Below are 26,336 nucleotides of genomic sequence, written 5' to 3' on the forward strand. Positions count from 1 at the left end.
CCGGTGTCGACACCGTTCTACGTCTCGCCCCAGCAGGCCATGGCGGACCGCGCGGAGTACGCCCGCAAGGGCATCGCGCGCGGCCGCAGCGTGGTCGTGCTCACCTACGCCGACGGCATCGTCTTCGTCGCGGAGAACACCTCCAGAGCGCTCCACAAGGTCTCCGAGATCTACGACAAGATCGCCTTCGCGGCGGTCGGGCGCTACAACGAGTTCGAGAACCTGCGCATCGGCGGCGTCCGCTACGCCGACCTGCGCGGCTACTCCTACGACCGGGCCGACGTCACCGCCCGGGGCCTGGCCAACGTGTACGCCCAGACCCTGGGCACCATCTTCTCCTCGGTCGGGGACAAGCCGTACGAGGTCGAGCTGATCGTGGCCGAGGTCGGCCGCACCAGCGACAACGACCAGATCTACCGGCTCACGCCGGACGGCTCGGTCGTCGACGAGAAGAACTACGTGGTGGTCGGCGGCAACGCCGACTCGATCGGCAACTACCTGGGCCAGCGCCACCGCGTCGGCCTGAGCCTCACCGAGGCGGTGAAGGTCGCGGTCGACTCGCTCGCCCGCGACCCCAACGGCGGCAGCCCGCGCAGCCTCACCCCGGAGCAGCTGGAGGTCGCGGTCCTCGACCGCCAGCGGTTCCAGCAGCGGAAGTTCAAGCGGATCCTGGGCAACCAGCTCGGTCGGCTGCTCGACGGTGACCAGTCCGCCGAGGCGGACGACGAGGACCACCCGGCGGACACCGCGCCGGAGTAGCAGTGCCTGCGGAGTCCCGTACGGCGGCCGGACCGCCGACGTGCGGGACTCCGGTGCCCCTGCGGCGGCCCAGTCGTCGTGGAGGCGGTTTCGGACAGCTCCGACCAGAATGGAGTGCTCATGGACCGCCGGATTTTCGGGCTGGAGAACGAGTACGGCGTGACCTGCACGTTCCGCGGGCAGCGGCGGCTGTCGCCGGACGAGGTCGCGCGGTACCTGTTCCGCCGGGTCGTCTCCTGGGGCCGCAGCAGCAATGTCTTCCTGCGCAACGGCGCCCGGCTCTACCTCGACGTCGGCTCCCACCCCGAGTACGCCACGCCCGAGTGCGACGACGTCGTCGAGCTGGTGACGCACGACAAGGCGGGCGAGCGCATCCTCGAAGGCCTCCTGGTGGACGCCGAGCGGCGCCTGCACGAGGAGGGCATTGCGGGGGACGTCTACCTCTTCAAGAACAACACCGACTCCGCCGGGAACTCCTACGGCTGCCACGAGAACTACCTGGTGGCCCGGCACGGCGAGTTCTCCCGGCTGGCCGACGTGCTGATCCCCTTCCTGGTGACCCGGCAGCTGATCTGCGGCGCGGGCAAGGTGCTGCAGACCCCGCGCGGCGCGGTGTACTGCGTCAGCCAGCGGGCCGAGCACATCTGGGAGGGCGTCAGCTCCGCCACCACCCGCTCGCGGCCGATCATCAACACCCGGGACGAGCCGCACGCGGACGCCGAGCGCTACCGACGGCTGCACGTGATCGTCGGCGACTCCAACATGTCGGAGACGACGACGCTGCTCAAGGTCGGCGCCACCGACCTGGTGCTGCGGCTGATCGAGGCCGGCGTGGTGATGCGCGACCTCACCCTGGAGAACCCGATCCGGGCGATCCGCGAGGTCAGCCACGACCTCACCGGCACCCACCAGGTGCGACTCGCCAACGGCCGCGAGGCCAGCGCGCTCGACATCCAGGAGGAGTACTACACCAAGGCCCTGGACTTCGCCGACCGCAAGGGCATCAACACCGGCACGATCGCGCGGGTCCTCGACCTGTGGGGCCGCACCCTGGAGGCCGTCCGCAGCGAGCGGCTGGACGGGGTGGCCACCGAGATCGACTGGATCATGAAGTACAAGCTCATCGAGCGCTACCGCGAGAAGCACCAGATGAGCATGTCCAACCCGCGGGTGGCGCAGATCGATCTCGCCTACCACGACATCCACCGCCGCCGGGGCCTGTTCTACCTGCTCCAGGGCAAGGGCCAGGCGCAGCGGGTGAGCACCGACCTCAAGACCTTCGAGGCCAAGTCGATCCCGCCGCAGACCACCCGGGCCCGGCTGCGCGGGGACTTCATCCGCCGGGCGCAGGAGCAGCGCCGGGACTTCACGGTGGACTGGGTGCACCTGAAGCTGAACGACCAGGCGCAGCGCACGGTGCTGTGCAAGGACCCGTTCCGTTCGGTGGACGAGCGGGTGGAGAAGCTCATCGCGGGCATGTAGCCCCGGTTCGTGATCGAGGTGCCGTGACCAGGGCACCGTCCGGCCCCGGTGGTGTCTACCGGGGCCGGACGCGTGCCGGGCATACGCTGTCCGTCGAGTCAGGAGAGCCGACTTCGACCGACAGTTAGGACCACCGTGCGCCGCACCGCCGGTTTGCTTCTCACCCTGCCGCTGCTGCTGGCGGTCGCCTGCAGCAGTTCCACGAAGGCGGCCGGACCGGCGACGCCGTCCGCGGCGAGCGCGGCCCCGACGGTGCCGGCGCCGGTCAGCGAGGCGCCGCCGATGCCCACTCTTTCGGGTGGCGGATTCGGCAGCAAGGCCACCATCACCATCCCCGACGCCCCGCCCAGCGGCCAGTTCGTGGTGAACACGGTCACCGAGGGCGAGCGCCAGACCGTCAACAAGGGCGACTGGGTGACGGTCAACTACACCGCGAAGGACTGGACCACCGGCAAGGACCTGCCCAGCTCGTACGATCCGAACGGCAAGCCGCAGCTCTATCAGGCGGGCAGCGGGCAGCTGGTGCCGGCGCTGGACCAGAGCGTGATCGGCAAGAAGGTGGGCAGCCGGCTGCTGGTGGTGGCCCCGCCGGCGGCGGCCTTCGGCGAGCAAGGCTCCACCCAGCTGGGCGTCGAGAAGAACGACACCGTGGTGTTCGTGCTGGACATCATGGAGAGCCTGCCGCCGGACTCCACCCTGACCGGGACCATGACGCAGCCGCCCGCGACGCTGCCGCAGGTCAAGGACAACGGCAAGGCGCCGGTGACGATCACGATCCCGGCCGGGCAGCCCGCGCCCACCGACCTGCAGCAGGCGGTGCTGATCAAGGGCGAGGGCAAGCCGGTCAAGAGCGGGCAGACCCTGGTGGTGCAGTACACCGGGGTGCTGTGGAGCAACGGCCAGCAGTTCGACTCCTCGTGGACGCACGGCGGTGCGCAGGCGGTGCAGATCGGCACCGGCAGTGTGATCGAGGGGTGGGACAAGGGCCTGGTGGGCCAGACCGTGGGCAGCCGGGTGATGCTCGTGGTGCCGCCGGCGCTCGGGTACCAGGACAAGGCGCAGGGCGCGGTCCCGGCGAATTCCACGCTGGTCTTCGTGATCGACATTCTGGAAGCGGTCTAGGAAGTCACCCGGGGGATTCCGTACGCTTGGGCGGACGCTCGTACAACGAAGCGTCCGCCCTCATCCTTAGCTGTCATACTGCCCTCGCGCTGTGGCAGGCGCCGCCCGGCGCCAAGGTCCGGGGCGGGCGGTGCGACGGCAGGCCGGCGCTCAGCACGCCGGGCGCAGACCTGGAAGACCTGTGGCGAGATGGATGGGGAGTCATGACTGAGAAGACGCCGAGCCCGGGCGGGGCCGGCACCGCGGCGAACGACAGCTCTGCGGGTGACCCGGCCGCCTCCCGTCCCGGCGGCCCGCTTCCGGGGGACGGCGAGTCGATCGTCGTCCCGCCGTCGATCCTGAAGCAGCAGGCCGGCTGGGCGCAGCCCGGTGAGGCGCCGCGTGCTTCGGGCGGGACGACGACCGACGACACCCCGCAGATCTTCGCCTCGACCGTGCGTCGGGCCGACACCTCCGAGGCCGGGTACGACGAGAACCCGCCGAGCGTCGGCCGGCTCGGTGTGATCCTCGGCACGGTGCTGGCCGTGCTGCTGGCGGGCAGCGCGGTGACGCTGTACCTGGTCAACAAGGACGGTGGCGACAAGGACGCCAGCGCCGCGAAGCCGGACGCGGCCAAGACCGCGCCGCCCACGCCCAGCGCCGAGCCGGTGCCGCCGATCAAGGACAGCGCGAAGGTGCTGCCGACCGTCACCGGCGACTTCGGCAAGAAGGCCGAGATCCAGGTCCCGGGCGAGGCGTCGGACGGCTCCTTCGTGGTCAAGGTGCTCTCCGAGGGCTCCGGCGCCAAGGTGGACAAGAACTCCTGGGCCTCGGTGGACTACACCGCCAAGGACTGGAACACCGGCAAGGACATCCCGAGCTCGTACGACGCCAACGGCAAGCCGCAGATCTTCCAGGCCGGCACGGACTCGCTGATCCCGGCGCTGGACCAGGCCGTGATCGGGAAGAAGGCCGGCAGCCGGCTGCTGGTGGTGGCCCCGCCGGCCGCCGCGTTCGGCTCCCAGGGCAAGGCCGACATGTCGATCGGGCCCAAGGACGACCTGATCTTCGTGATCGACATCCGCAACGCCAACGCGCCGGACGCGGTGGTCAGCGGCACGGTCACCCCGCCGCCGGCGGACTTCCCGCAGGTCAAGGACAACGGCAAGAAGCCGGCCGAGATCACCCCGGTGGCCGGCGCCAAGGACCCGACGGAGCTGAAGTCCCACGTCCTGATCAAGGGCAACGGGCCGAAGGTGGAGAAGGGCGAGAAGGTCGTCGTCCAGTACACCGGCGCGCTGTTCAAGGACGGCAAGGTGTTCGACTCCTCGCTCAGCAAGGGCCAGGCGTTCACCTTCCCGGTCGGCGGCGGCCAGGTCATCCAGGGCTGGGACCAGGGTCTGGAGGGCCAGACCGTGGGCAGCCGGGTCGAGCTGGTGATCCCGGCCGCGCTGGGCTACGGCGACAAGGGCCAGGGCGACATCCCGCCCGCCGCGACGCTGGTCTTCGTGGTGGACATCCTGGACGCCGGTCAGGGCTGATCCACTTTCGGGTGACAATAGTGTCTGTGTGACCTTCGGGCCCGGCCGCGTGGCCGGACCCGAACGGGCGGCGGGCGCGCGTACCGTGGTCCGTCCCCGCTGTCGGGGCGGACCTGGTGCGGGCGCCCGCCGCTTGGTCGTGTACGGAACCGCGAACGTGAGAAGAGGGACTGTGAGCGTCAACATCAACGAGAAGCCCGAGATCGACTTCCCGATCGGCGACGCCCCGAAGGAGCTGCAGATCCGCGACATCGTCGTCGGTGACGGCGCGGAGGCCAAGAAGGGCCAGAACGTCAGCGTCCGCTACGTCGGTGTGACCTTCGAGACGGGCGAGGAGTTCGACGCCAGCTGGAACCGGAGCCCGAACGATTTCCGTTTCCCGCTGGGCGGCGGCCGCGTCATCAAGGGCTGGGACCAGGGCGTCGTCGGCATGAAGGTCGGCGGCCGCCGCGAGCTGACCATCCCGCCGCACCTGGCGTACGGCGACCAGTCGCCGACCCCGGCCATCCCGAAGGGCTCGACCCTGATCTTCGTGGTCGACCTGCTGGCTGTCTGAGCCTGCTCGTGCCGTGGGCCGGACCCCTCCGGGGGCCCGGCCCACGGGCGTGTCCGGGCCCGGCGGGCACGCCCCGGGGACCGGGTGCGGGACGCGGCTTTTGCACTGCGTACCGCTACCGGTACGGTCGGTCCCGCCGGGTGGTGATCGCCCGGTTGGCGCACCCCGCGCGCGGCGCGGCACACCGGAAGGGTCAGCGATGGCGATCGCCAAGGCAGAGCGGCTGATGAATCTCGCCCTGTGCCTGATGAACACCAGACGTCCGCTCTCCAAGAAGGAGCTGCGGGAATCCATCGAGGCGTACCGCGAGGCCTGGCAGGGCAGCAGCGAGGACGCCTTCAACCGGATGTTCGAGCGGGACAAGGACGACCTGCGCGAACTCGGCCTGGTGATCGACGTCGACGAGAGCGCCCTGGACGGCGAGCTGGGCTACCTGGCCCGCGCCGACCGCAACAGGCTGCCCGAGATCGCGCTGGACGCCGAGGAGGCGGCCGCGCTGACGCTGGCGGCCCGGGTCTGGCAGCAGGCCAAGATGTCCGGCGCGGCCAGTGGCGCGCTGCAGAAGCTGCGGGCGGCCGGGGTGCCGTTCGCCGAGGCCGAGGGCCGTACCGCCCTGGAGCCGCGGATCCCCGCCCGGGAGGCCGCGTTCGAGCCGCTGCTCACCGCCGCCCGGGACCGCCGTCCGGTCACCTTCGAGTACCGCAAGGCCGGCGCCGCCGCCGCCGAGCAGCGCAGTGTCGAGCCGTGGGCGCTGGAGTGCTGGCGCGGCCACTGGTACCTGGCCGGGTACGACCGTGACCGCGGCGACGCCCGGGTGTTCCGGCTCAGCCGGATCACCGGCAGGGTGAAGGCGAAGGGCGGGGCGTTCCTGGGCACCGTGCCCGAGCACGTGGACGTCCGGGCCACCGTGGCGAAGTTCGCGGGGGAGGGGGCCACCGCCACCGCGACCGTCCGGGTCCGCCGGGGCGCCGGCTTTCCGCTGCGCACCAAGGCGCTGAACAGCACCCGGGTGGACGAGGCCTGGGACGAGCTGGAGATCCCGTACGGCAACGGGCTGGGCGCCGATCTGGCCGAGTTCGGGCCGGACGTGGTGGTGCTCGGGCCGGAGGAGCTGCGGGCGGATGTGGTCGACCGGCTGCGGGCGGTCGCGGGGCTGGACTCGGAGGACGTACGGGCATGAGTAACGCCATTGACCAGACCAGGCGGATGCTGTCGCTGGTCACCTACCTGCGCGAGCGGCCGGGGGCCGAGGTCGCCGAGGTGGCCCGGGCCTTCGGGATCAGCGAGCGTGAGCTGATCGGGGACCTCAACGTGCTGCCGATGTGCGGCACCAGCTTCCGCGGCGGCGACCTGCTCGACATCGACACCGACGGCGAGCGGATCTGGTGGCACAACGTCGACGACGTCGCCCAGCCGCTGCGGCTGGCCGCCGACGAGGCGACCGCGCTGCTGGTGGCCGCCCGCGCGGTGGCCGGCCTGCCCGGGCTGCGGGCCGGGGACCGGGAGGCGCTCACCCGGGCCGTCGCCAAGATCGAGAACGCGGCGGGGGAGAGCGCCGAGGGCAGCGCCAGGGTCGGCGTGACCTTCGAGGCGGAGAGCCACGTCTTCGCGGACATCGACCGCGCGCTCAGCGAGGGCCGTCGGCTCTGGCTGCGCTACTACTCGCACGGGCGCGGCGGGATGACCGAGCGCGAGGTCGACCCGATCCGGCTGCTCACCGAGGGCCACACCTACCTCGAGGCCTGGTGCCGCACCTCCGAGGACCACCGGATGTTCCGGCTGGACCGGGTCGCCGAGATCCGCGTGCTGGACGTCCCGGCCGACCCGCCCCGGCGCGAGCCGCGCGACCTGAGCGGCGGGCTGGTCAACCCGGCGGCGGACGACCCGGAGGTCGTGGTCGAGGTCTCCTCCGGCGGCCGCTGGGTGGCCGAGTACTACACCCACGACCGGGCCGAGGAACTGCCCGACGGCGGGCTGCGGATCACCCTGCGCAGTGCCGACCCCTCCCAGCTGCGCCCGCTGGCGCTGCGGCTGGGCCGGGACGGCCGGATCGTCTCGCCGCCCGAGCCGGCCGAGCAGGCGCGCTCGGCCGCGCGGGAGGCGCTGGCCGCCTACGGGGAGGGGCAGGTCTGAGCGGTGGAACCCGGGACCAGATTCAAGGTGTACTGCTCGGAGTGCCGGGAGAAGGTCGAGCTCCCGGCCGAGGAGTTCCGCCTGACCCTCGGTCGCACCCCGGCCCAGGCGCACTACAGCTTCGGCTGCCCGCTCTGCGGGGCGGCGGTGCGCAAGCCGGCCGGGGAGAAGATCGTCGAGGCGCTCACCGGGGCCGGGGTCCGCACCATGCGGCTCGTCCCGGTCGAGGGGTAGTGCCCGTATAGGGTGGGGCGCATGTCCTGGATGCTCGTCGCCGCCGTCCTGCTCGCCACCGCGGGCCTGCTGGTCCTGGGGGGCCTCGCGATCCGGCTCTGGCTGGACGTGCGGGCGCTGGCCAAGGGCGTGGACACGGCCTCGCGGGCGCTGGCCGTGGCGGCGGAGGATCTGGCGGCGGCGGTGCCGAGCCGGGCCTGACGTCCCGAACCCCGGCCCCCGCCGTACGGGGGCTGCTGTGTGTGGGTAAGGGCGGGTTACGCTCTCAGTCGGCCCCTGAACCCGAGTGCCGGGGCCGCTGTCCTGTTCGGGCGGCCGTCGTCGTGGCGTCATCCGCAGCGGTTACCATCCGCAGCGGACGGCCCGTCGGGCCGCCGTGACTGAAGGTGGTCGCGCATGCGGATCTCGATGACCGCGATCGTGGTGATCGTGGTACTCGCCATCGTGCTGTTCGGAGCCAAGCGGCTGCCGGAGGTGGCGCGGTCGCTGGGGAAGTCGCTGCGGATCCTCAAGAGCGAGGCCAGGGCGATGCGGACGGACGGCGAGTCCGAGCAGTCCGCTCGGCCCGCTCCGGCCGTGCCGACGCCGGTGGACGGCACCGCGGGCAAGGCCGTCCCGGGCGCTCCGGGCTCGTCGGCCACGGCCCGTCCGGTGGCGGAGCCGGACGGCGAACGCCCGCACTGAGCCACTGGGCGCGACGTACACGACCATGGAGGCCCGCCGACCGGCGGGCCTCGACGCACGAGTTGAGGACCGGGGTTGAGCAAGCTCTCCAAGGCGTCGAAGGCGTCAAAGGATCCTGAGGGGCGGATGGCCCTCGCCGACCACCTGCGGGAACTGCGCAACCGCGTGGTCAAGTCGGTCCTGGCGATCGTGCTGATCACCATCGTGGCCCTGATCTACCACAAGCAGCTCGAAACCCTCCTCCTCAAGCCGCTTCCGCAGTGCACCAAGGAGACCGCGGGCCAGTACCACGGCAAGTGCGCCCAGGTCTCCACCATCGGTCTGACCTCGGGTTTCACTTGGATGCTCAAGGTCGCGCTGACGGCCGGCGTGGTCGGTTCGGTGCCGATCTGGCTGTGGCAGGTGTGGGCGTTCGTGGCGCCCGGCCTGCACCGGCACGAGAAGAAGTACACCGTCATCTTCATGGTGTGCGGGGCGCCGCTGTTCCTGGCCGGCGTGGGCGTCGCGTTCCTGGTGCTGCCCGCCACGATCGAGGTGTTGATCTCGTTCACGCCGAACGACACCACGCCGATCCTGCCGCCGGACGACTACTTCGACATCGCCACCCGGATGGTGCTGGTCTTCGGCCTCGCCTTCGAGTTCCCGCTGCTGCTCGTGATGATGAACCTGGTCGGCATGGTCAGCGGCAAGCGGCTGCTCGGCTGGTGGCGCGGGATGATCATGGCGATCACGGTGTTCGCGGCCTTCGCCACGCCGAGCGCCGACCCGCTGACCATGCTCGCGCTGGCCGCGCCGATCTGGGGCCTGTACTTCATCGCGGTGGCCCTCGCGCTGGCCTTCGACAAGCGCAAGGCGCGCCGCAACCCGGACGCCCTGCTGGACGACGAGGAGGCCTCGCACCTCGACCTGTCCGTGCAGCCGGTGGCCGGTGCGGAGAGCGTCCAGGCCTCTGCGGCTCCGGCGGCGAGCGGCGCTCCGGTGCCGGCCGCGCGGCACGAGCAGATGGACGACATCACCTGAGCCGGTAGGCCCTGAGGGAGCCCCGGCCCGTCGCTCGCGAGCGACGGGCCGGGGCTTTCCGCTGGTCGGGGGCTTTTCCGGGTTTCGGCCGGGCGGTCTTGGCAGGGTGGATGGCATGTGACATATTACTGACGTGCTGAAGACCGAGAGACCTCCCCTGGACGTCGTCGTGGTCGGCGCCGGTGTGGTCGGCGCCGCCTGCGCCTACTACGCCGCCCGCGCCGGGCTCGCCGTCGCCGTCGTGGACCGCGGGCCGGTGGCCGGCGGCACCACCGGAGCGGGCGAGGGCAACCTGCTGGTCTCCGACAAGGAGCCCGGGCCCGAGCTCGACCTCGCGCTGCTCAGCACCCGGCTCTGGCGCGAACTCGCCGAGGACCTCGGCGCCGCCGTCGAGTACGAGCCCAAGGGCGGTGTGGTGGTCGCCTCCACCGGCGCCGGCCAGGAGGCGCTGCGGGCCTTCGCGGTCGGCCAGCGCGCCGTCGGGGTGGTCGCCGAGGAGGTGCCCGGCGAGCGGCTGCGGGAGCTGGAGCCACACCTCGCCCCCGGCCTGGCCGGAGGCTTCCACTACCCGCAGGACGCCCAGGTCCAGCCCGCCCTGGCCGCCGCCCACCTGCTGCGCGCGGCCCGCACGATGGGCGCCGAGCTGATCACCGGGGAGACCGTGACCGCCGTCGACCGCGGGCCGGACGGCGCCGTGCGCGGTGTGCGGACCGACCGCCGGCGACTCGCCGCGCCCGCCGTGGTGAACGCGGCCGGCACCTGGGGCGGCGAGCTGGCCGCACTGGCCGGGGTGCACCTGCCGGTGATGCCCCGACGCGGCTTCGTCCTGGTCACCGAACCGCTGCCGCGGGTCGTCCGGCACAAGGTCTACGCCGCCGACTACGTGGCCAACGTGGCCAGTGGCTCCGCCGGGCTGGAGACCTCCGCCGTGATCGAGGGCACCCCCGGCGGGCCGGTGCTGATCGGCGCCAGCCGGGAGCGGGTCGGCTTCGACCGCACGCTCTCCCAGGAGGTGCTGCGCCGGCTGGCCGGCCAGGCGGCGGAACTCTTCCCGGTGCTCGCGGACGTGACCGTGCTGCGCGCCTACCGGGGCTTCCGCCCGTACCTGCCGGACCACCTGCCGGCCATCGGTGCCGATCCCCGGGTGCCCGGGCTGTACCACGCCTGCGGGCACGAGGGGGCCGGGATCGGGCTGGCCCCGGCGACCGGGCTGCTGATCAGCGAACAGCTCACCGGGAAGCAACCGGAGCAGGACCTCGCGCCGTTCCGCGCGGACCGGTTCCCGGCGCCGTGAGGCGCTGCCCGTGAGGCCCGGCGGGGTGAGACCCGGCTCGTGAGACCGGGCCTGTGAGACCCGGCGGGGTGAGACCCGCCGCCGCGCGGGATCGCGCCCGCGATCGTTCCGCATGAGATTCCGTCCTGGATTGGAGACGCCGCCGATGCGCCGCCGCACCCCCGCCGGGCTGGTCGAGGCCGAGCCCGGGCCCGCCCACCACATCGAGTTCGACGGGCGGCCCGTCAGCGCGCTGCCCGGGCAGTCGATCGCCGCCGCGCTCTGGGCCGACGGCGTGCTCGCCTGGCGCACCACCCGGGTCGGCGGGAAGCCGCGCGGGGCGTTCTGCGGGATCGGCAGCTGCTTCGACTGCCTGGCCACCGTGGACGGCCGACCCAACCAGCGCACCTGCCTGCTCCCCGCCGAGCCCGGCACCACCGTCACCACCCAGGAGGGCCACGGCCGTGCCGACCTCGCCGTCTGACCCCTCGCCGTCTGACCCCTCGTCCTCCGACGCCTCGTCCTTCGACCTCGCGGTGGTCGGGGCCGGCCCGGCCGGGCTCGCCGCCGCCGTCACCGCCGCCGACCTCGGGCTGCGCTGCGTCCTGCTGGACGGCGGACAGCACACCGGCGGGCAGTACTACCGCCACCCGGCGCCCGGCCTCGGCGCGGCCCGGCCGGACCGGCTGCACCACCACTGGTCCGCCTACACCGGCCTGGCCGACCGGCTCGCCGCCCACGAACGGGCCGGGCGGGCCGCCTTCCGGGCCGGGCACCAGGTCTGGGCGCTGGAGCGCTCCGCGGACGGCTTCGCGGTGCACGCCACCCGCGGGCCCGAGAGCACCGACCGGGCCACCGTCCGGGCCCGGTCGGTGCTGCTCGCCGCCGGCGCGTACGAGCGGCAGCTGCCGTTCCCCGGCTGGACCCTGCCCGGGGTGGTCACCGCGGGCGGCGCGCAGGCGATGCTCAAGGCCGGGCTGGTCCTGCCCGGGCGCCGGATCGTGGTCGCCGGGAGCGGGCCGCTGCTGCTCGCCGCGGCGTCCTCGCTGGTCACCGCGGGCGCCGAGGTGCCCGCGGTGGTCGAGGCCACCGCCTACCTCGGGTACGCGCGGCGCCCGGGCGTGCTGGCGGGCGTTCCCGGCAAGCTGGTCGAGGGCGCCGGGCACGGCGGTGCGCTGCTGCGGCACGGCGTCCGGCTGCGCCCGCGCAGCGCGGTGGTCGAGGCGCACGGCACGGACCGGGTCACCGGCGTCACGGTGGCCCGACTGGACGCCGACTGGCGGCCGGTGCCCGGCACCGAGCGGCGGATCGACTGCGACGCCCTCGCGGTGGGCCACGGCCTGCTGCCGCAGATCGACCTGGCCACCGAGCTGGGCGCCCGGACCACGGCCGGACCGGACGGCGCGGTCGCGCTGGCGGTCGACGCCCGGCTGCGCACCAGCGTCCCCGGCCTCTGGTCCGCGGGGGAGACCAACGGCGTCGGCGGCGCCGACCTCGCGCTCGCCGAGGGCGAGCTGGCCGCGCACGCGGTGGCCGGGGCGCAGCCGACGGCCGCGCTGCTGCGCCGGCGCTCCCGGCTGCGGGCCTTCGCCGAGCTGATGGCCGCCGCCCACCGGCCGGGACCGGGCTGGACCGGGTGGCTGCGCCCGGACACCGACGTCTGCCGATGCGAGGAGGTGCCGGTCTCGGCGATCCGGGAGGCCGTGGACGAGCTGGGCGCGGGCGATCCGCGCACCGTCAAGCTGCTCACCCGGGCCGGGATGGGCTGGTGCCAGGGGCGGATGTGCGGTCCGGCCGTGGCGTGTCTGGCCGGCCCCGGTCCGGAGCCGGGCGGCCCGGGGCCCGACCGGCGGCCGCTGGGTTGTCCGGTGCCGCTCTCCCAACTGGCGGCGGGGCCCACCCCGGAGTCGTGACGGGCCGGCCGTCGAGCCGACGCCCACTGTTGCGCCCACCGTCGGACGGACACCCACCGTCGGACGGACAGCCCCCGTCGAACGGACGGGCCGGGGACCTTGTCTCCGACCCGCCCCTGCTTATAAAATGTCACACCTCACCAAGGAGTCCACCGTGTCCATCACCCCCCACGACACCACCCGTCCCTGGCGCGGCATCATGGTCGCCACCACGATCCCGCTGCGCCCGGACCACTCCGTCGACTACGACGCCTACGCCGAGCACGTCCGCTGGCTGATCGACTCCGGCTGCGAGGGCGTCGTCCCCAACGGCTCGCTGGGCGAGTACCAGACGCTCACCGCCGAGGAGCGCGCCCGGGTCGTCGAGGTGGCCATCGAGGCGGCCGGCGACGGCTCTCGGGTCATGCCCGGCGTGGCCGCGTACGGCAGCGCCGAGTCCCGCCGCTGGGCCGAGCAGGCCGCCGAGGCCGGCGCGGGCTCCGTCCTGCTGCTGCCGCCGAACGCCTACCGGGCCGACCACGCCTCGGTGCGCGCGCACTACGCCGAGGTCGCCAAGGCGGGCCTGCCGATCGTCGCCTACAACAACCCGATCGACACCAAGGTGGACCTCGTCCCCGCGCTGCTCGCGCAGCTGCACGGCGAGGGCTCGATCGTCGCCGTCAAGGAGTTCAGCGGGGACGTCCGCCGGGCGTACGAGATCGCCGAGCTGGCCCCCGGGCTGGACCTGCTGATCGGCGCCGACGACGTGCTGCTGGAGCTGGCGCTGGCCGGTGCGGTCGGCTGGATCGCCGGCTACCCGAACGCGCTGCCGGAGGCCTCGGTGGCGCTCTACGACGCCGCGGTCAAGCACGACCTGGAGACCGCGCTGCCGCTCTACAAGGCGCTGCACTCGCTGCTGCGCTGGGACTCCAAGACCGAGTTCGTCCAGGCCATCAAGCTTTCCATGGACATCGCCGGGCGCCCCGGCGGCCCGGTCCGGGCCCCGCGCCAGCCGCTCACCCCGGAGATCGAGGCGGCCGTGCGGGCCGCCACCGAGAAGGCGCTGGCCGAGGGCCTCGCATAGCGCCCGCCCCCGGGCCGGCTGCCCGCGCAGCCGGCCAGGCCAACCCACCAACCACCAGAACCTGTACGGGAGTTGTGACCCATGCGCAGCCGTCACGTGTTCCACGCCGTCGACTCGCACACCGAGGGCATGCCGACCCGGGTGATCACCGGCGGCTTCGGCGTCATCCCCGGCGCCACCATGGCCGAGCGCCGGGTGCACTTCCAGCAGCACCTGGACCACTTCCGCACCCTGCTGATGTACGAGCCGCGCGGCCACGCGGCGATGAGCGGCGCCATCCTCCAGCCGCCCACCCGGCCGGACGCCGACTTCGGCGTGCTCTACATCGAGGTCTCCGGGCTGCTGCCGATGTGCGGGCACGGCACCATCGGGGTCGCCACCGTGCTGGTCGAGACCGGGATGGTGCCGGTGGTCGAGCCGGTCACCACCGTACGGCTGGACACCCCGGCCGGGCTGGTGGTCGCCGAGGTGCAGGTCGAGGACGGCGCAGCCAAGGCGGTGACCATCCGCAACGTGCCCTCCTACTCCGTCGCCCTGGACAACAAGATCGAGGTGCCCGGCTACGGCACGGTGACCTACGACCTCGCGTACGGCGGCAACTTCTACGCCATCCTGCCGCTCGCCGAGTTCGGGCTGCCCTTCGAGTGGGAGCGCAAGCAGGAGATCCTGGACGCGGGCCTCGCGATGATGGACGCGATCAACGCGAGCCCCGACCGGCCGGTCCACCCCGAGGATCCGTCCATCCACAGCTGCCACCACGTCCAACTGCTCGCCCCCGGCTCCACCGCCGAGCACTCCCGGCACGCGATGGCCATCCACCCCGGCTGGTTCGACCGTTCGCCCTGCGGCACCGGCACCTCGGCGCGGATGGCCCAGCTGCACGCGCGCGGCGAACTGCCGCTCGGGCAGGACTTCCGCAACGACTCCTTCATCGGCACGACCTTCATCGGGCGGCTGGTCGAGGGGACCGAGGTGGCCGGGCGGCCCGCCGTGGTGCCCACCGTCACCGGGCGGGCCTGGGTCACCGGCACCGCCCAGTACTTCCTCGACCCCAGCGACCCGTTCCCGGCGGGGTTCCTGTTGTGAGCGGAGCCCGCTCGGACCCGGCGGGCCCCTGCTCGGACCCGGCGGGCCCCTGCTCCGGCCCCGGCCGGCCCCTGCTCTGAACCTCCCCTGAAGGGCTGCTAGTTGTGACCATCACCTCGTACAACCCCGCCGATCCGGACGACCTCGTGGTCGCCGTCGAGGAACCCGGCGCCGAGGCCGTCCGGGCCGCCGTCGGGCGGGCCCGCACCGCCCAGGCCGGCTGGCTCGCGGCCGGCGCGGGCGCCCGGTCGGCGGCGCTCGGCCGGATCGCCGACGCGGTCGAGGCGCACGCGGAGGAGCTGACCGCGCTGATCGTGCGCGAGGTCGGCAAGCCGCTCGCCGAGGCACGCGGCGAGGTCGCCCGGACCGCGGCGATCTGGCGCTACTACGCGCAGGCGCCGTACGCGGCCTCCGGGGCGGTGCACGAGACCGCCGCCGGGCCGGGACTGCTGCTCACCCGGCGCCGCCCGTACGGGGTGGCCGGGCTGATCGCGCCGTGGAACTTCCCGCTGGCGATCCCGAGCTGGAAGGCCGCCCCGGCGCTGGCGGTGGGCAACACGGTGGTCCTCAAGCCCGCCCCCGAGGCGACGGCGTGCGCGCTGCGGCTGGCGGAACTGGCCCTCGGGGCCGGCCTGCCCGAGGACGTGCTGACGGTGCTGCCCGGCGGGGCGCAGGAGGGCGCGGCGCTGGTCGAGGCGGCGGACGTGGTCTCCTTCACCGGCTCGACCGGCGTCGGCCGGGCCGTGGTGCGCGCCGCGACCGAGCGCGGGGTGCCGGTGCAGGCCGAACTCGGCGGACTGAACGCCGCGTTGGTGCTGCCGGACGCCGACATCGCGCAGGCCGCCGGGCACATCGCGGCCGCCATCGCCGGGTACGCCGGCCAGAAGTGCACCGCCACCAGCCGGGTGATCGCGGTCGGCGCCGCGTACGAGCCGCTGCGCGAGGCGCTGGTCAAGGCGCTGGCGGCGGTGGACGACTCGGTGTGCGGGCCGGTGGTCAACTCCGCCGCCCGGGAGCGGCTGACCCTCGCCGTCGGCTCGGCCGTGGAGGCCGGTGCCGACGTGCTCACCGGCGGCGGGGTGCCCGAGCGGGCCGGCTGGTACGTCGAGCCGACCCTGCTCGCGGACGTCCCGGCCGAACACCCGCTGGCCCGCGAGGAGTTCTTCGGCCCGGTGGCCGTGCTGCACGCCGCCGCCGACCTGGACGAGGCGATCGCGCTCGCCAACGACACCCCGCACAGCCTCTCCACCTCGGTGCACACCCGCAGCCTGGACGTGGCGCTGGCCGCCGCCGACCGGCTGGACGCGGGCATGATCCGGGTCAACGCGCCGTCCAGCGGCGTCGACTTCCACCTGCCCTTCGGCGGGGCCAAGGGTGCGAGCCACGGAGAGCGCGAACAGGGCCAGGCCGCACTGGACTTCTACACCGTCAGCCGGACGGTCAGCGTGCTGCCGGCCGGAGGCGCCTGATGTACGTCCGTACCGTCGACTACCACACCGCCGGCGAGCCGTTCCGGATCGTGCTGGACGGCGCACCGGCGATCCCCGGTGACACCGTCGCCGAACGGCGGGCCATCGCGCTCGGCGCGGGCGGCAGCGCCACCGCGCCCCGGCCCAGCGCGCTGGACGACGTCCGGCAACTGCTCACCCGGGAGCCGCGCGGCCACGCCGGGATGTACGGCGGGTTCCTGGTGCCGCCGGACGACGACGAGGCGCACCTCGGCGTGCTGTTCTGGCACAAGGACGGCTACTCGACGGCCTGCGGGCACGGCACCATCGCGCTCGGCGCCTGGGCGGTGGACTCCGGACTCGTGTCGGCCCCCCAGGACGGCGTGGCGCGGGTGCGGATCGACGTGCCCTCCGGCCGGGTCACCGCGCTGGTCCACCGGGCCGGCGGGCGCACCACCGGGGTCACCTTCCGCAACGTGCCCACCCGGGTGAGCGCGCTCAAGCTGCCGGTGCGGACCTCGCGCGGAACGGTGGAGGTCGCCGTCGCGCACTCCGGCGCCTGCTACGCCTCCGTGTCGGCCGCCTCGCTGGGGCTGGCCGTGGAGCCGGCGCAGCTGGCCGAACTCACCGCTGTGGGTCGGGAGATCAGGGCGGCCCTGGCGGACTCGGAGGCGGTGGCGCACCCGACCGATCCTCGGCTGTCCGGGGTGTACGGCGTGATCCTCTACGACGAACTCCCCTCGGAAGGAGGGGTGTTGAACCAGCGGAACGTCACCGTCTTCGCGGACGGGCAGATCGACCGCTCGCCCTGCGGCTCCGGCACCTCCGCCCGGCTCGCGGTGCTCGCCGCCGAGGGCCGGCTGGCCCCGGGCGAGCCGCTGCGACACGAGTCGGTCATCGGCACGGTGTTCAGCGGCCGGGTGCTCCCGGGCGGCGACCCCCTGGGTGAGGGCGTCGTCACCGAGGTCGGCGGGACGGCGAGCCGCACCGGCGAGCACGGCTTCGTGCTGGAGCCGGACGACGAGCTGGGGACGGGGTTCCTCCTGTGAAGCCAACTGCCCGGCCCGGTACGGCGGTTGTGCCGCTCCAGTACGCCGTGAGGGGCACCGGCGGCGTCGGGCCCGCCGGGGCGGTGGGGGCGATCGAGCGGGTGCTGCTGGACGGGTTCGACCCGGAGGCGGCACCCGCCCGGTCGGCTGTGGCGGTACCGGCCGGTGAACTGCTGCTGATGCCGGCCGCCGCCGGGCCGTACGCGGGTGTGAAGATCGCCGGGGTGGCCCCGGAGAACCCGCGGCACGGGCTGCCCCGGATCACCGGCAGCTACCTGCTGCTGGACGGCCCCACGCTGCAGCCGGTCGCCCTGCTGGACGGTGCCGCGCTCACCACGCTGCGCACGCCGGCCGTCACCGCCGCCGCACTTCGGCGGCTGGCGGTGCCGGAGGCCGAGCACCTGGTGCTGTTCGGCTCCGGGCCGCAGGCGTACGGGCACCTCGACGCGCTGCTGGCCGTCCGACCGCTGACCCGGCTCACGGTGGTCGCGCGCAACGCGGAGCGGGCCGGGGCGCTGGTGGCGTACGGGCAGCGGCTCGGGCTGGCGGCCGCCGCCGGCGGACCGGAGGCGGTCGCGGAGGCGGACCTGGTGGTCTGCTGCACCACCGCGCGCACACCGCTGTTCGACGGGGCGCTGGTGCCCGCGCACGCGGCGGTGGCGGCGGTCGGCTCGCACGAGCCGGACGCACGGGAGGTGGACGGGGTGCTGGTCGAGCGGGCCGAACTCTACGTGGAGGCGCGCTCGGTCGCGGGCCGGGAGGCCGGGGACCTGCTGATGGCGGGCGTGGCCGGGCGGCAACTGTGGAACCTGGCCGAGCTGGTGCGCGGCGACGCGCTGGTGCCGACCGGGCGGCCGCGGTTCTTCAAGAGTGTCGGGATGGCCTGGGAGGACCTGGCGGTCGCGGCGGAGGTGCACCGGGCGGGAGCCGAGGCGGTGTAGCGGCTCAGTCGCCGATGAACCAGATCCAACTGCCAGGTATCGCGGCACAGTTGGCGAGCAGGTTGCGCAGGTCGCGGACGGCCGCCCGCTGCGCCTCGGTGGTGCAGCGGGCGAGCAGTGCGGTGGCCTCCTCGAAGGCGGCCGCCGCGTCCTGCTCGTTGAGGTAGGTGTCGCCGTACGGGTCGATCCGGCCGAGCCGGTGGTCGGCCGGGCGGGTGTGCGCTGCCAGGGCTTCGGCGAGCGCGTCGCCGTGGTCGACCGAGAGGTGTAGCCGGTCGGTGGTCCGGCCGCTGTTCGGGCGGCCGTCGTACAGGGCGATCTCGATGCCCATGCCTGGTGCTCCTGGCGGTGGTCGGGAGTCGTGGGGCCGGAGTCGGCCCGGTGGGAAGGGATCCCCCGCCGGGCCGGCTCCTTCGTGTTTCCGTCGCGCGCTCAGCAGTAGGTCGCGAGCAGCCGGGCCAGGTGCTTGCCGCCGACCAGCAGGGGCTCCTCGCTGCGGGCGATCTGGGCGGCGAGCTCGGCGCCCTCCAGGGTGCTGACGACCGTGCCGGCCAGTTCGCCGGCGTCCTGGGTGTCGATGCCCGCCGCGACCAGGTGTTCCACCACGACGGCCCGCCAGTTGGCGAAGGCCTCGGCCACGGCCTGCTCGATGACCGGCGCGCGGCCGACCGTCTCCAGGGCGGTGCTGCTGATCGGGCAGCCGTCCTGCCAGTCGGAGGCGCGCAGCTCCCGCGCGAGCATCGTGGTGCAGGCGACGATCGCCTCGCCGAGGTCCGCCGAGGAGCCCAGTCCGGCGCGCAGCAGGACGGCGAACTCCTCGTCCCCGTGCCGGATCGCCTCGGCGGCCAACTCCTGCTTCCCGCCCGGGAAGAAGTGGTAGACGGAGCCGAGGGTGGCCTCGGCCTCGCGGGAGATCTGCTTGATCCCGGTGCCCTCGTACCCCTGGCGCTGCAGCAGTCGGGAGGTGGCCCGGACGATCCGCTCGCGGGTACCGACGGGGCTGACGGCGGTGGTCTTCGCGGGTGTCGCGGGCGTCTCGGGCGTCTTCACGGCGTGATGCTAGCCGATGCAATGAATAGAGCGTTCGTTCTGGCGGAGGGCCGGACGCATGCCCGTCGAGCAGCAGGAGTCCGCCCCGGCGGCAGATCGCGTGCCGCCGGCCGTTGTCACGGCCGGCGGCCGCTGCCACCATGGGCGTTCGGCGGCCTTGACGGGCTGTTCGAGGCAGGGACAGTTGAGCACGCAACGTAACGTGACATTGTACACTGGTGTTCTGCACCCATCCGGAGGAACACCATGGCCGACCTCAAATCCCGCACCCTGATCTCCGTCCAGGAGCGGCTTCGCGACCAGGTCGCCCACGCACTCCGGGCGGCCCTGATCTCCGGCGAACTGCGCCCCGGCGTCGTCTACTCGGCGCCCGCCCTCGCCGCCGACTTCGGCGTCTCCGCGACCCCGGTCCGTGAGGCCATGCTCGACCTCGCCCGCGAAGGCCTGGTCGAGGCCGTCCGCAACAAGGGCTTCCGGGTCACCGAACTCACCGAGCGCGACCTCGACGACTACACCGAGATCCGCGCCCTGATCGAGGTCCCGACGGTCGGCCGGGTGACGCGCTCCGCGACCAAGGACCAGCTGGAGCGGCTGCGCCCGCAGGCCGAGGCCATCGTCGCGGCGGCGCGCAAGCACGACCTGATCGGCTACCTGGAGGCCGACCGGCAGTTCCACCTCGACCTGCTCGGCCTGGCCGGCAACGCGCGGCTGGTCGACGTGGTCGGCGACCTGCGCAAGCGCTCGCGCCTGTACGGCCTCAACCGCCTCGACGAGCGCGGCGAGCTGGTGTCCTCGGCGGAGGAGCACCTGGAGCTGCTGGACCTGATGATCGCCGGCGACGCCGAGGCGGCCGAGGCCTGCATGACGCGGCACCTCAGCCACGTCCGCTCACTCTGGGCCGGCCAGGACGAGGCGGCGGAGGAGGAGCGTCCGGCCCTGCGGCTGCGGGCCCGCTAGCGATCAAACCACTCGTCCGGGTGAAGGCCGACGATCGGGCGTCGGAGGGCGCCCGGGTTCTACGATGATGCTCTCGACACCGGCAGTCAGGAGGAAATCCATGTCCGCCGCAGCAGTGGAAGAGCCCATGGAGCAGCCGACGCTGCTGCAGGCCGCCGAGCTGATCTCTCAGCAGCTGGTGGGCCACAGGGTCGAGATCATCGGAGGCCAGATCACCGTGACACCGCCTCCCGACGGGCCGCACGCGGAAACGCTCACCGACCTCATGATCCCGCTGTGGGCTGCGGGACTTCACGGTGAGACATCCCGGCTGGTTCAGGGCATGGGAATGTGGCTCCCAGGAGGCGCATCCGACTACGCGATTCCTGACCTGTCTCTTGTCGATGCCGATTACCAGGATCACCTGATCGAGCACAACTGCTATGACCCGGTGATCTTTCGGCTGGTTGCGGAAGTCACGTCGTCCAACCATCTGTCCGACGTCAAGATCAAGCCCGGGATCTATGCCGAAGCGGGAGTTCCCGTTTACGTCATCATCGATCGCAAGAACCAGAAGGTCATGGTACTGACTGAGCCACGAGGCGGCGAGTACCGGGTGCACGCCGTCCACCACCCGGGGCAGACGTTCACCTTGCCGGAGTCGATCGGGGCCGGTGTGACGCTTGCCGTGGACGATTTGCTCATCGCCAAGAAATGACGATCCCTGTGCAGAGCAGTGCGCTCTTCATGGCCGAGGCTCTTTTCGAGCGCTTTCCCGGACACCGGGTGGAGGTGCTCGGCGGCGAGGTGTCCGTCGAGCCCGCCCCGGACATGCCCGCCGAGGGCGGAGGGTACCGGCAGCGGGTCGTCAGCCGTCCCGGGCAGGTGTTCACGCTGCCCGGGACGGCGGTGACCTTGGACGTCGGCGGTCTGCTGTCCTAGCCGACCGTGGCCGGCAGGGTCAGCTTCCCGTCGTGGACCTCGGCGATCTGGTCGACGGCGGTCAGGTGCGTCCGGTCGTGGGTGACCAGGACGGTGGCCGTCGCCCGGCGGTGGGTGAGTTCGGTGATCAAGTCCAGCACGGCGGCGCCCCGTTCGTGGTCGAGGGCGCTGGTGGGCTCGTCCACCAGCAGCACGGTGGGGTCGTTCATCAGGGCGCGGGCGATGTTGACGCGCTGGCGCTGACCGCCGGAGAGCTGGTGCGGGCGGCGCCCCGTCTGGTCGCGCAGGCCGACGGCGTCCAGCAGGTCCAGGGCGCGGGCGAGGGCTTCGCGGGGGGAGCGGCCGTCGAGGTGGGCCATCACCTGGAGCTGCTCGACGGCGGTGAGCGAGGGCAGCAGGTTGGCCTGCTGGAAGACGATGCCGATCTTCGTACGACGCAGCGCGGTGAGGTCCGCCCGGCTGAGCCCCGCGGTGTCGGTGCCGTCGATGACGACCTGCCCCGAGTCCGGGGTGATCAGGGTGGCGGCCACCGCCAGCAGGCTGGACTTGCCGGAGCCGGACGGGCCGACGACGGCGGTGATCGAGCCCTCGGGGACGGTCAGCGAGACGTCGTCCAGGGCGGTGAGTCGGCTGTCGCCGTCCGGGTAGGTGAGGGTGATGCGGTCGAGAACGAGGCTCATCGGGCGCTCCCCAGGGCGGTCAGCGGGTCGACGGAGATGATCCGGCGGATGGACAGGGCCGCGCCGATGGCGCCGAGGGCGATCATGACGGCGGCGGGCAGCAGGACGGTCGGAGCGTCCAGGACGAAGGGGACGGCGGAGCCGAGCAGCGCGCCGAAGCCGGCCGCGACGGCGGTGCCCAGCAGGGTGCCGAGCACCAGGAGCAGGACGGCCTGGCCGAGCGCGTCGCGCAGCAGGTATCGGGTGGAGGCGCCGAGGGCCTTGAGGACGGCGATGTCGCCGCTGCGCTGGATCGTCCAGACGGTGAAGAACGCGCCGATCACCAGGGCCGAGATGGCGAACAGGAAGCCGCGCATCAGCTGCAGGGAGCCGTTCTCCGAGGTGTACGAGCCGATCGCGGCGAGGGCGTCGTCGCGGGTGCGGGTCTCGGTGCCGTGGCGGGCGTCGGCGGCGGCGAGGTCGGCGCCCTTCGCGGTGGTCAGCGCGATGACGGTGGCGTGGCCGGTGCCGCCCGGGGCGAACTGCTGCCAGTCGGTGAGGCCGGTCCAGACCACCGGGGTGTGGCTGTACGCGGCATCGCCCTCGACCGCCACGACCCGCAGCGGGTGCCCGGCCATCGTGAAGTCGGCACCGGGGGTGAGGCCGCCCAGGTTCTCGGCGGCGGTCTTCGACAACACCGCCTGGCCGGGGGCGATCCGGCTGCCCTGCGGGGCCAGCCCGGAGCCGTCCGGGACGCCGAAGGCGGAGAGTGCGGCGGTGCGCTGCCCGGCGGCGGCCTTGGTGGTGGTGATGCCGAGCGGCTGGGCGGAGGTGACGCCCGGCTCGCGGGCCCAGGCCTGCCACTGCTCGGGGGTGACCTGGGAGTCCGTGAAGGACAGCTCCTGCCCGTCGGCCGGCTTGGAGAACACCAGGTGGTCGGCGGGCAGGCCGGTGATCGCGGAGATGTTCTGGCGGCCTAGGCCGGCGGTCAGACCGGACAACAGGCCGACCAGGACGGTGATCAGGACGATGACGGTCCCCATCAGGGCGAACCGCCCCTTGGCGAACCTCAGGTCCCTCCAGGCGACAAACACGGGTGGGCCTTCCTCTGCGCAGTGTTTTCCGACGTTTCCACCGTCGTGGATCAGGGAGCCCGGAGGCATCGAGCCGGGGATTGCATCCTGGGCATCAAAGGGCAGAAGCGGAGTTCAACCTTTTGATTGATGCCGGGCCCGGTGGGCGGAACTTAGGCTGGAGGGATGGCGACCGAACGAACCAGAACCACCCCCGTCGCCCGCGTCCTCCAGGTCTGCCTGCACCTGCTCGTGGCGGGCCTCCTCGCACTCGCCGTCGCCCGGGCCGTCTTCGTCGACCGCGGCGGCGACCCGGCGGCCGTCGCCGCCGCGGCCACCGCGATGGCCGCCGTCTACGCCGTCGGGCCGCAGCTGGCCGCGGTCCGCCGCTCGCGCCGGGCGGCCGCGCTCTGGCTCCTCCTGCTCGGCGTCACCTGGGCGGGCGTCCTGCTCGCCACCCAGGACGGCGTCTGGCTGGCCTTCCCGCTGTACTTCCTGGAACTGCACCTGCTCGGGCGGCGCGGCGGGCCGGTGGCCGTCGCGCTGACCGCCGCCGCGGCCATCGCCGCGTGGTCCTGGCACCAGCACAGCTTCAGCCTCGCCGCCTCGATCGGGCCCGCCCTCGGCGCGGCCGTCGCCACCGCCACCGTGCTCGGCTACCAGGCGCTCTACCGGGAGAGCGAGGAACGGCGCCGGCTGATCGACGAACTCACCGCCGCCCGCGCCGACCTCGCCGCCGCCCACCACACCGCCGGAGTGACGGCCGAACGCGAGCGCCTGGCCCGGGAGATCCACGACACCCTCGCGCAGAGCCTCAGCTCCATCCAACTGCTGCTGCGGGCGGCCCAGCGGGCCCTGCCCGAGCGCACCGAGGCCGCCGCCGGCTACGTCGAACAGGCGCGGCAGGCCGCCCAGGACAACCTGGACGAGGCCCGGCGCTTCGTCCGCGCCCTCACCCCGCCCGCGCTGGACGCGGACCTGCTGCCGGTCGCGCTGGAGCGGCTGTGCGCGACGACGACGGCGCAGACCGGCCTGGCGGTGAAACTGCACGTCTCCGGAGACCCGGTCCGGCTGCCGGCCGCCCACGAAGTCGCGCTGCTGCGGATCGCGCAGTCGGCGCTCGGCAACACCGTCCGGCACGCGAAGGCCTCGTGCGCCGAGGTGACACTCAGCTACATGGAGGGCGAGGTGGCGCTGGACGTGTTCGACGACGGGGCCGGGTTCGAACCGGCGGTGGTCGCCGGCCGCACCGGCGGGGACGGCGGGTTCGGACTGCCCTCGATGCGTGCCCGGGCCCGGGCGCTCGGCGGCACCTTCACGGTGGAGTCCGCGCCGGGGGAGGGCACCGCGGTGGCGGTGCAGCTGCCCGCCGAACCGGCCGGGCCGGCCGGGCAGACGGGTCCGGCCGGGCCTGGGTCGGAGGTGGCGTCGTGATCCGGCTGCTGATCGCGGACGACCACCCGGTGGTGCGGGCCGGCCTGCGGGCGGTGCTGGAGAGCGAACCGGACTTCGCGATCGTCGCGGAGGCGGCGACCGCCGAACGGGCCGTCGAGCTGGCGGCGGAGGCGGGCGTCGACGTGGTGCTGATGGACCTGCAGTTCGGGCCCGGCTCGGCGATGAACGGCGCACAGGCCACCGCGGCGATCACCGCCAGGGCGGGCGCGCCGCGGGTCCTGGTCGTCACCACGTACGACACCGACGCCGACACCCTGCCCGCCCTGGAGGCGGGCGCCACCGGGTACCTGCTGAAGGACGCGCCGCCGGAGCAACTGGCCCAGGCCGTACGGGCAGCCGCGGCCGGGCGATCGGCACTGGCGCCCAGCGTCGCGGACCGGCTGCTGGAACGCATGCGGACGCCGGCGGCGGCACTCAGCGCACGGGAGACCGAGGTGCTCGGGCTGGTCGCCGACGGGCTCACCAACCAGCAGGTCAGCCAGCGGCTGCACCTGAGCCAGGCCACGGTGAAGTCGCACCTGGTGCACATCTACACCAAGTTGGGGGTTGACTCGCGGACGGCTGCGGTGCGGGAGGCGCGGGGGCGGGGGCTGATCCGGTAGCGGAAGTGCTGCGGCCGCCTTCGGTCGGCGGCACGGTTCGGCCGGACGGATCCCTTGGCGGGGGAGGGAGTTGAGCGGGCCGGGCGTAGGGTTGGGGGTCGGTCCGTGCCCGTAGCAGTGTGAGGAGCCCCTGATGGCCGTGCGTCTCGACGAGCTTGCCGTGCCGGTGATCGGCGCGCCGATGGCGGGCGGGGCCTCGACCCCCGAGCTGGTGGCCGCGGTGAACCGGGCCGGTGGGCTGGGGTTCCTCGCGGCGGGGTACCGGAGCGCCGCGGCGATGGCCGAACAGATCGCGCTGGTACGGAAGTCGAGTGACCGGCCGTACGGGGTGAACCTCTTCGTCCCGTCGCCGCCCGGGGACCCGGCGGCCGTCGCCGCCTACCGCGAGCGGCTGCGGCCCGAGGCCGAGCGGTGGGGGGTGACGCTGCCGGAGGAGAGCGGGCAGCCCGACCGGGACGACTGGGAGGCCAAGCTCGCCGTGCTGCTCGCGGACCCGGTGCCGGTGGTCTCGTACACCTTCGGCCTGCCGACGGCGGAGGAGGCCTCGGCGCTCCGGGCCGTCGGGACGCTGCAGGTCGGCACGGTCACCACGCCGGCCGAGGCACGGGCGGCGGAGGGGGTCGGGATGGACGCGCTGTGCGTGCAGGGCCCGGAGGCGGGCGGTCACCGGGGCACCCACCGGGTCGCGGACGTGCCGGGGGAGGTGCCGCTGCTTCGCCTGCTGCCCGCCGTACGGGAGGTGACGGGGCTGCCGCTGGTCGCCGCCGGCGGGCTCGGCGACGGCGCGGCGGTCGCGGCGGCGCTGCGGGCCGGGGCGGTCGCGGTGCAGCTGGGGACGGCCCTGCTGCGCTCCGACGAGTCGGGCGCCTCGGCCGCGCACCGGGCGGCGCTCACCGAACTCCCGGAGACGACCGTCACCCGCGCCTTCACCGGCCGCCCCGCCCGCGGCCTGCGCAACGCCTTCATCGACCGCCACGGCCCGTACGCCCCGCCCGCCTACCCCGAGGTCCACCACCTCACTGCCCCGCTGCGCGCCGCCGCCACCCGCCGCGCCGACACCACGGCGATGCACCTCTGGGCCGGCACGGCCCACCACCTGGCCCGCTCCGGCTCGGCCGAGGCGATCGTCACCGACCTCTGGCACGCCGCGCGCGGGTAGTGCGCCCAGCGCGCGCCGGACGGGGAGTGTCGTCCCCCGCAGGAGTGGATTGAGGGGGAAAGCGCGCGGTGACGTATAAGAGGCAACTTAACCTGCTCGCATGTGGGAGATCACACTTCTGGCGCCGGTTGAGGAGTGGTACTTGCAGGTTTGCGAGGACGACCCCAAGACGGCGGA

General features: G+C 73.5%; 29 protein-coding genes. 25 read left to right on the forward strand and 4 right to left on the reverse strand.

The genetic code is table 11. From position 1 onward, the window contains the following. Nucleotides 1-3 precede the first annotated feature (3 nt). From prcA to ABTY56_RS22210, 19 genes are all read left to right on the forward strand, one after another. Nucleotides 4-759 (forward strand): proteasome subunit alpha, encoded by a 756-nt coding sequence (gene prcA, locus ABTY56_RS22120; protein ID WP_350630694.1) that lies wholly within the window; start codon nt 4-6, stop codon nt 757-759. A gap of 120 nt (nt 760-879) precedes the next feature. Further along, on the forward strand, nt 880-2,241 hold the full coding sequence (gene pafA / locus ABTY56_RS22125; RefSeq protein WP_350630695.1) for a Pup--protein ligase: 1,362 nt from the start codon (nt 880-882) through the stop codon (nt 2,239-2,241). 135 nt (nt 2,242-2,376) lie between these two features. Continuing rightward, nucleotides 2,377-3,363 (forward strand): FKBP-type peptidyl-prolyl cis-trans isomerase, encoded by a 987-nt coding sequence (locus ABTY56_RS22130; protein WP_350630696.1) that lies wholly within the window; start codon nt 2,377-2,379, stop codon nt 3,361-3,363. A 203-nt stretch (nt 3,364-3,566) separates the two neighbouring features. Next, entirely contained in the window at nt 3,567-4,883 is a 1,317-nt protein-coding gene (locus tag ABTY56_RS22135) for an FKBP-type peptidyl-prolyl cis-trans isomerase (RefSeq protein WP_350630697.1), read from the forward strand. A gap of 172 nt (nt 4,884-5,055) precedes the next feature. After that, nucleotides 5,056-5,439 carry an FKBP-type peptidyl-prolyl cis-trans isomerase gene (locus ABTY56_RS22140; RefSeq protein WP_350630698.1) on the forward strand — a complete coding sequence of 128 codons (384 nt, stop codon included), beginning with the start codon at nt 5,056-5,058 and terminating at the stop codon, nt 5,437-5,439. Between the two features lie 199 nt (nt 5,440-5,638). Next, complete coding sequence (locus ABTY56_RS22145) at nt 5,639-6,619, forward strand: helix-turn-helix transcriptional regulator (RefSeq protein ID WP_350630699.1); 981 nt, start codon at nt 5,639-5,641, stop codon at nt 6,617-6,619. Next, on the forward strand, nt 6,616-7,572 hold the full coding sequence (locus tag ABTY56_RS22150; protein ID WP_350630700.1) for a helix-turn-helix transcriptional regulator: 957 nt from the start codon (nt 6,616-6,618) through the stop codon (nt 7,570-7,572). Before ABTY56_RS22145 ends, ABTY56_RS22150 begins: the two co-directional genes overlap by 4 nt. A 3-nt stretch (nt 7,573-7,575) precedes the next feature. Beyond that, the gene (locus tag ABTY56_RS22155; protein WP_196946782.1) at nt 7,576-7,806 is read left to right on the forward strand and encodes a hypothetical protein; all 231 of its coding nucleotides are present in this window, start codon (nt 7,576-7,578) and stop codon (nt 7,804-7,806) included. 21 nt (nt 7,807-7,827) lie between these two features. Further along, on the forward strand, nt 7,828-8,007 hold the full coding sequence (locus tag ABTY56_RS22160) for a hypothetical protein (protein ID WP_350630701.1): 180 nt from the start codon (nt 7,828-7,830) through the stop codon (nt 8,005-8,007). Between the two features lie 195 nt (nt 8,008-8,202). Continuing rightward, on the forward strand, nt 8,203-8,490 hold the full coding sequence (gene tatA, locus ABTY56_RS22165; protein ID WP_350630702.1) for a Sec-independent protein translocase subunit TatA: 288 nt from the start codon (nt 8,203-8,205) through the stop codon (nt 8,488-8,490). A gap of 126 nt (nt 8,491-8,616) precedes the next feature. Beyond that, nucleotides 8,617-9,510: a twin-arginine translocase subunit TatC gene (tatC, locus tag ABTY56_RS22170; RefSeq protein WP_502893167.1), complete on the forward strand. Its 894-nt coding sequence runs from the start codon at nt 8,617-8,619 to the stop codon at nt 9,508-9,510. A 133-nt stretch (nt 9,511-9,643) separates the two neighbouring features. Next, nucleotides 9,644-10,804, forward strand: a complete 1,161-nt coding sequence (locus tag ABTY56_RS22175; protein WP_350630704.1) for an NAD(P)/FAD-dependent oxidoreductase — start codon at nt 9,644-9,646, stop codon at nt 10,802-10,804. A 145-nt stretch (nt 10,805-10,949) separates the two neighbouring features. After that, nucleotides 10,950-11,267 carry a (2Fe-2S)-binding protein gene (locus ABTY56_RS22180; RefSeq protein WP_350630705.1) on the forward strand — a complete coding sequence of 106 codons (318 nt, stop codon included), beginning with the start codon at nt 10,950-10,952 and terminating at the stop codon, nt 11,265-11,267. Continuing rightward, nucleotides 11,248-12,696: an FAD/NAD(P)-dependent oxidoreductase gene (locus ABTY56_RS22185; protein WP_350630706.1), complete on the forward strand. Its 1,449-nt coding sequence runs from the start codon at nt 11,248-11,250 to the stop codon at nt 12,694-12,696. The genes ABTY56_RS22180 and ABTY56_RS22185 overlap by 20 nt, the downstream gene beginning before the upstream one ends. Before the next feature lie 127 nt (nt 12,697-12,823). Then, nucleotides 12,824-13,759: a dihydrodipicolinate synthase family protein gene (locus ABTY56_RS22190; protein ID WP_502893163.1), complete on the forward strand. Its 936-nt coding sequence runs from the start codon at nt 12,824-12,826 to the stop codon at nt 13,757-13,759. 81 nt (nt 13,760-13,840) lie between these two features. Next, complete coding sequence (locus ABTY56_RS22195; protein WP_350630708.1) at nt 13,841-14,845, forward strand: proline racemase family protein; 1,005 nt, start codon at nt 13,841-13,843, stop codon at nt 14,843-14,845. 104 nt (nt 14,846-14,949) lie between these two features. Further along, nucleotides 14,950-16,314, forward strand: coding sequence for an aldehyde dehydrogenase family protein (locus tag ABTY56_RS22200; RefSeq protein ID WP_350630709.1), 1,365 nt, complete (start codon nt 14,950-14,952; stop codon nt 16,312-16,314). Further along, nucleotides 16,314-17,342 (forward strand): proline racemase family protein, encoded by a 1,029-nt coding sequence (locus ABTY56_RS22205; protein WP_350630710.1) that lies wholly within the window; start codon nt 16,314-16,316, stop codon nt 17,340-17,342. Before ABTY56_RS22200 ends, ABTY56_RS22205 begins: the two co-directional genes overlap by 1 nt. Continuing rightward, a complete protein-coding gene (locus ABTY56_RS22210) occupies nt 17,339-18,283 on the forward strand; it encodes an ornithine cyclodeaminase family protein (protein ID WP_502893164.1) in 945 nt (314 codons plus the stop codon). Before ABTY56_RS22205 ends, ABTY56_RS22210 begins: the two co-directional genes overlap by 4 nt. A 4-nt stretch (nt 18,284-18,287) precedes the next feature. Here ABTY56_RS22210 and ABTY56_RS22215 read toward each other — a convergent pair whose 3' ends face one another. Further along, a complete protein-coding gene (locus ABTY56_RS22215; protein WP_350630711.1) occupies nt 18,288-18,614 on the reverse strand; it encodes a hypothetical protein in 327 nt (108 codons plus the stop codon). Nucleotides 18,615-18,715: 101 nt separating this feature from the next. Further along, the gene (locus ABTY56_RS22220) at nt 18,716-19,333 is read right to left on the reverse strand and encodes a TetR/AcrR family transcriptional regulator (protein ID WP_350630712.1); all 618 of its coding nucleotides are present in this window, start codon (nt 19,331-19,333) and stop codon (nt 18,716-18,718) included. A 246-nt stretch (nt 19,334-19,579) separates the two neighbouring features. On the opposite strand from ABTY56_RS22220, the gene ABTY56_RS22225 reads away from it, so the two are divergent. The 3 genes from ABTY56_RS22225 (at nt 19,580) to ABTY56_RS22235 (ending at nt 21,211) form a co-directional block, all read left to right on the forward strand. Next, nucleotides 19,580-20,290 carry a GntR family transcriptional regulator gene (locus ABTY56_RS22225; RefSeq protein WP_350630713.1) on the forward strand — a complete coding sequence of 237 codons (711 nt, stop codon included), beginning with the start codon at nt 19,580-19,582 and terminating at the stop codon, nt 20,288-20,290. Nucleotides 20,291-20,390: 100 nt separating this feature from the next. Continuing rightward, on the forward strand, nt 20,391-20,987 hold the full coding sequence (locus ABTY56_RS22230) for a Uma2 family endonuclease (protein ID WP_350630714.1): 597 nt from the start codon (nt 20,391-20,393) through the stop codon (nt 20,985-20,987). Continuing rightward, nucleotides 20,984-21,211 carry a hypothetical protein gene (locus ABTY56_RS22235; protein ID WP_350630715.1) on the forward strand — a complete coding sequence of 76 codons (228 nt, stop codon included), beginning with the start codon at nt 20,984-20,986 and terminating at the stop codon, nt 21,209-21,211. Before ABTY56_RS22230 ends, ABTY56_RS22235 begins: the two co-directional genes overlap by 4 nt. Here ABTY56_RS22235 and ABTY56_RS22240 read toward each other — a convergent pair. Then, the gene (locus ABTY56_RS22240; RefSeq protein ID WP_350630716.1) at nt 21,208-21,891 is read right to left on the reverse strand and encodes an ABC transporter ATP-binding protein; all 684 of its coding nucleotides are present in this window, start codon (nt 21,889-21,891) and stop codon (nt 21,208-21,210) included. The genes ABTY56_RS22235 and ABTY56_RS22240 overlap by 4 nt on opposite strands. After that, nucleotides 21,888-22,964, reverse strand: coding sequence for an ABC transporter permease (locus ABTY56_RS22245; protein ID WP_350630717.1), 1,077 nt, complete (start codon nt 22,962-22,964; stop codon nt 21,888-21,890). Before ABTY56_RS22245 ends, ABTY56_RS22240 begins: the two co-directional genes overlap by 4 nt. A 165-nt stretch (nt 22,965-23,129) precedes the next feature. Here ABTY56_RS22245 and ABTY56_RS22250 point away from each other — a divergent pair, with 165 nt between their 5' ends. From ABTY56_RS22250 to ABTY56_RS22260, 3 genes are all read left to right on the forward strand, one after another. After that, nucleotides 23,130-24,377 carry a sensor histidine kinase gene (locus tag ABTY56_RS22250; RefSeq protein ID WP_350630718.1) on the forward strand — a complete coding sequence of 416 codons (1,248 nt, stop codon included), beginning with the start codon at nt 23,130-23,132 and terminating at the stop codon, nt 24,375-24,377. Beyond that, complete coding sequence (locus ABTY56_RS22255) at nt 24,374-25,000, forward strand: response regulator transcription factor (RefSeq protein WP_350630719.1); 627 nt, start codon at nt 24,374-24,376, stop codon at nt 24,998-25,000. Before ABTY56_RS22250 ends, ABTY56_RS22255 begins: the two co-directional genes overlap by 4 nt. Nucleotides 25,001-25,133: 133 nt before the next feature. Further along, nucleotides 25,134-26,159 (forward strand): nitronate monooxygenase, encoded by a 1,026-nt coding sequence (locus tag ABTY56_RS22260; protein WP_350630720.1) that lies wholly within the window; start codon nt 25,134-25,136, stop codon nt 26,157-26,159. Nucleotides 26,160-26,336 lie beyond the last annotated feature (177 nt).

Source organism: Kitasatospora sp. NPDC097691 (genome assembly GCF_040302665.1).
GTDB lineage: Bacteria > Actinomycetota > Actinomycetes > Streptomycetales > Streptomycetaceae > Kitasatospora.

Coding starts and splice junctions, on each gene's coding strand:
- pafA (WP_350630695.1), top strand. CDS start 880: ATGGACCGCCGGATTTTCGGGCTGGAGAACGAGTACGGCGTGACCTGC.
- ABTY56_RS22135 (WP_350630697.1), top strand. CDS start 3,567: ATGACTGAGAAGACGCCGAGCCCGGGCGGGGCCGGCACCGCGGCGAAC.
- ABTY56_RS22145 (WP_350630699.1), top strand. CDS start 5,639: ATGGCGATCGCCAAGGCAGAGCGGCTGATGAATCTCGCCCTGTGCCTG.
- ABTY56_RS22150 (WP_350630700.1), top strand. CDS start 6,616: ATGAGTAACGCCATTGACCAGACCAGGCGGATGCTGTCGCTGGTCACC.
- ABTY56_RS22160 (WP_350630701.1), top strand. CDS start 7,828: ATGTCCTGGATGCTCGTCGCCGCCGTCCTGCTCGCCACCGCGGGCCTG.
- tatA (WP_350630702.1), top strand. CDS start 8,203: ATGCGGATCTCGATGACCGCGATCGTGGTGATCGTGGTACTCGCCATC.
- tatC (WP_502893167.1), top strand. CDS start 8,617: ATGGCCCTCGCCGACCACCTGCGGGAACTGCGCAACCGCGTGGTCAAG.
- ABTY56_RS22180 (WP_350630705.1), top strand. CDS start 10,950: ATGCGCCGCCGCACCCCCGCCGGGCTGGTCGAGGCCGAGCCCGGGCCC.
- ABTY56_RS22190 (WP_502893163.1), top strand. CDS start 12,824: ATGTCACACCTCACCAAGGAGTCCACCGTGTCCATCACCCCCCACGAC.
- ABTY56_RS22195 (WP_350630708.1), top strand. CDS start 13,841: ATGCGCAGCCGTCACGTGTTCCACGCCGTCGACTCGCACACCGAGGGC.
- ABTY56_RS22205 (WP_350630710.1), top strand. CDS start 16,314: ATGTACGTCCGTACCGTCGACTACCACACCGCCGGCGAGCCGTTCCGG.
- ABTY56_RS22215 (WP_350630711.1), bottom strand. CDS start 18,614: ATGGGCATCGAGATCGCCCTGTACGACGGCCGCCCGAACAGCGGCCGG.
- ABTY56_RS22225 (WP_350630713.1), top strand. CDS start 19,580: ATGGCCGACCTCAAATCCCGCACCCTGATCTCCGTCCAGGAGCGGCTT.
- ABTY56_RS22230 (WP_350630714.1), top strand. CDS start 20,391: ATGTCCGCCGCAGCAGTGGAAGAGCCCATGGAGCAGCCGACGCTGCTG.
- ABTY56_RS22235 (WP_350630715.1), top strand. CDS start 20,984: ATGACGATCCCTGTGCAGAGCAGTGCGCTCTTCATGGCCGAGGCTCTT.
- ABTY56_RS22240 (WP_350630716.1), bottom strand. CDS start 21,891: ATGAGCCTCGTTCTCGACCGCATCACCCTCACCTACCCGGACGGCGAC.
- ABTY56_RS22250 (WP_350630718.1), top strand. CDS start 23,130: ATGGCGACCGAACGAACCAGAACCACCCCCGTCGCCCGCGTCCTCCAG.
- ABTY56_RS22260 (WP_350630720.1), top strand. CDS start 25,134: ATGGCCGTGCGTCTCGACGAGCTTGCCGTGCCGGTGATCGGCGCGCCG.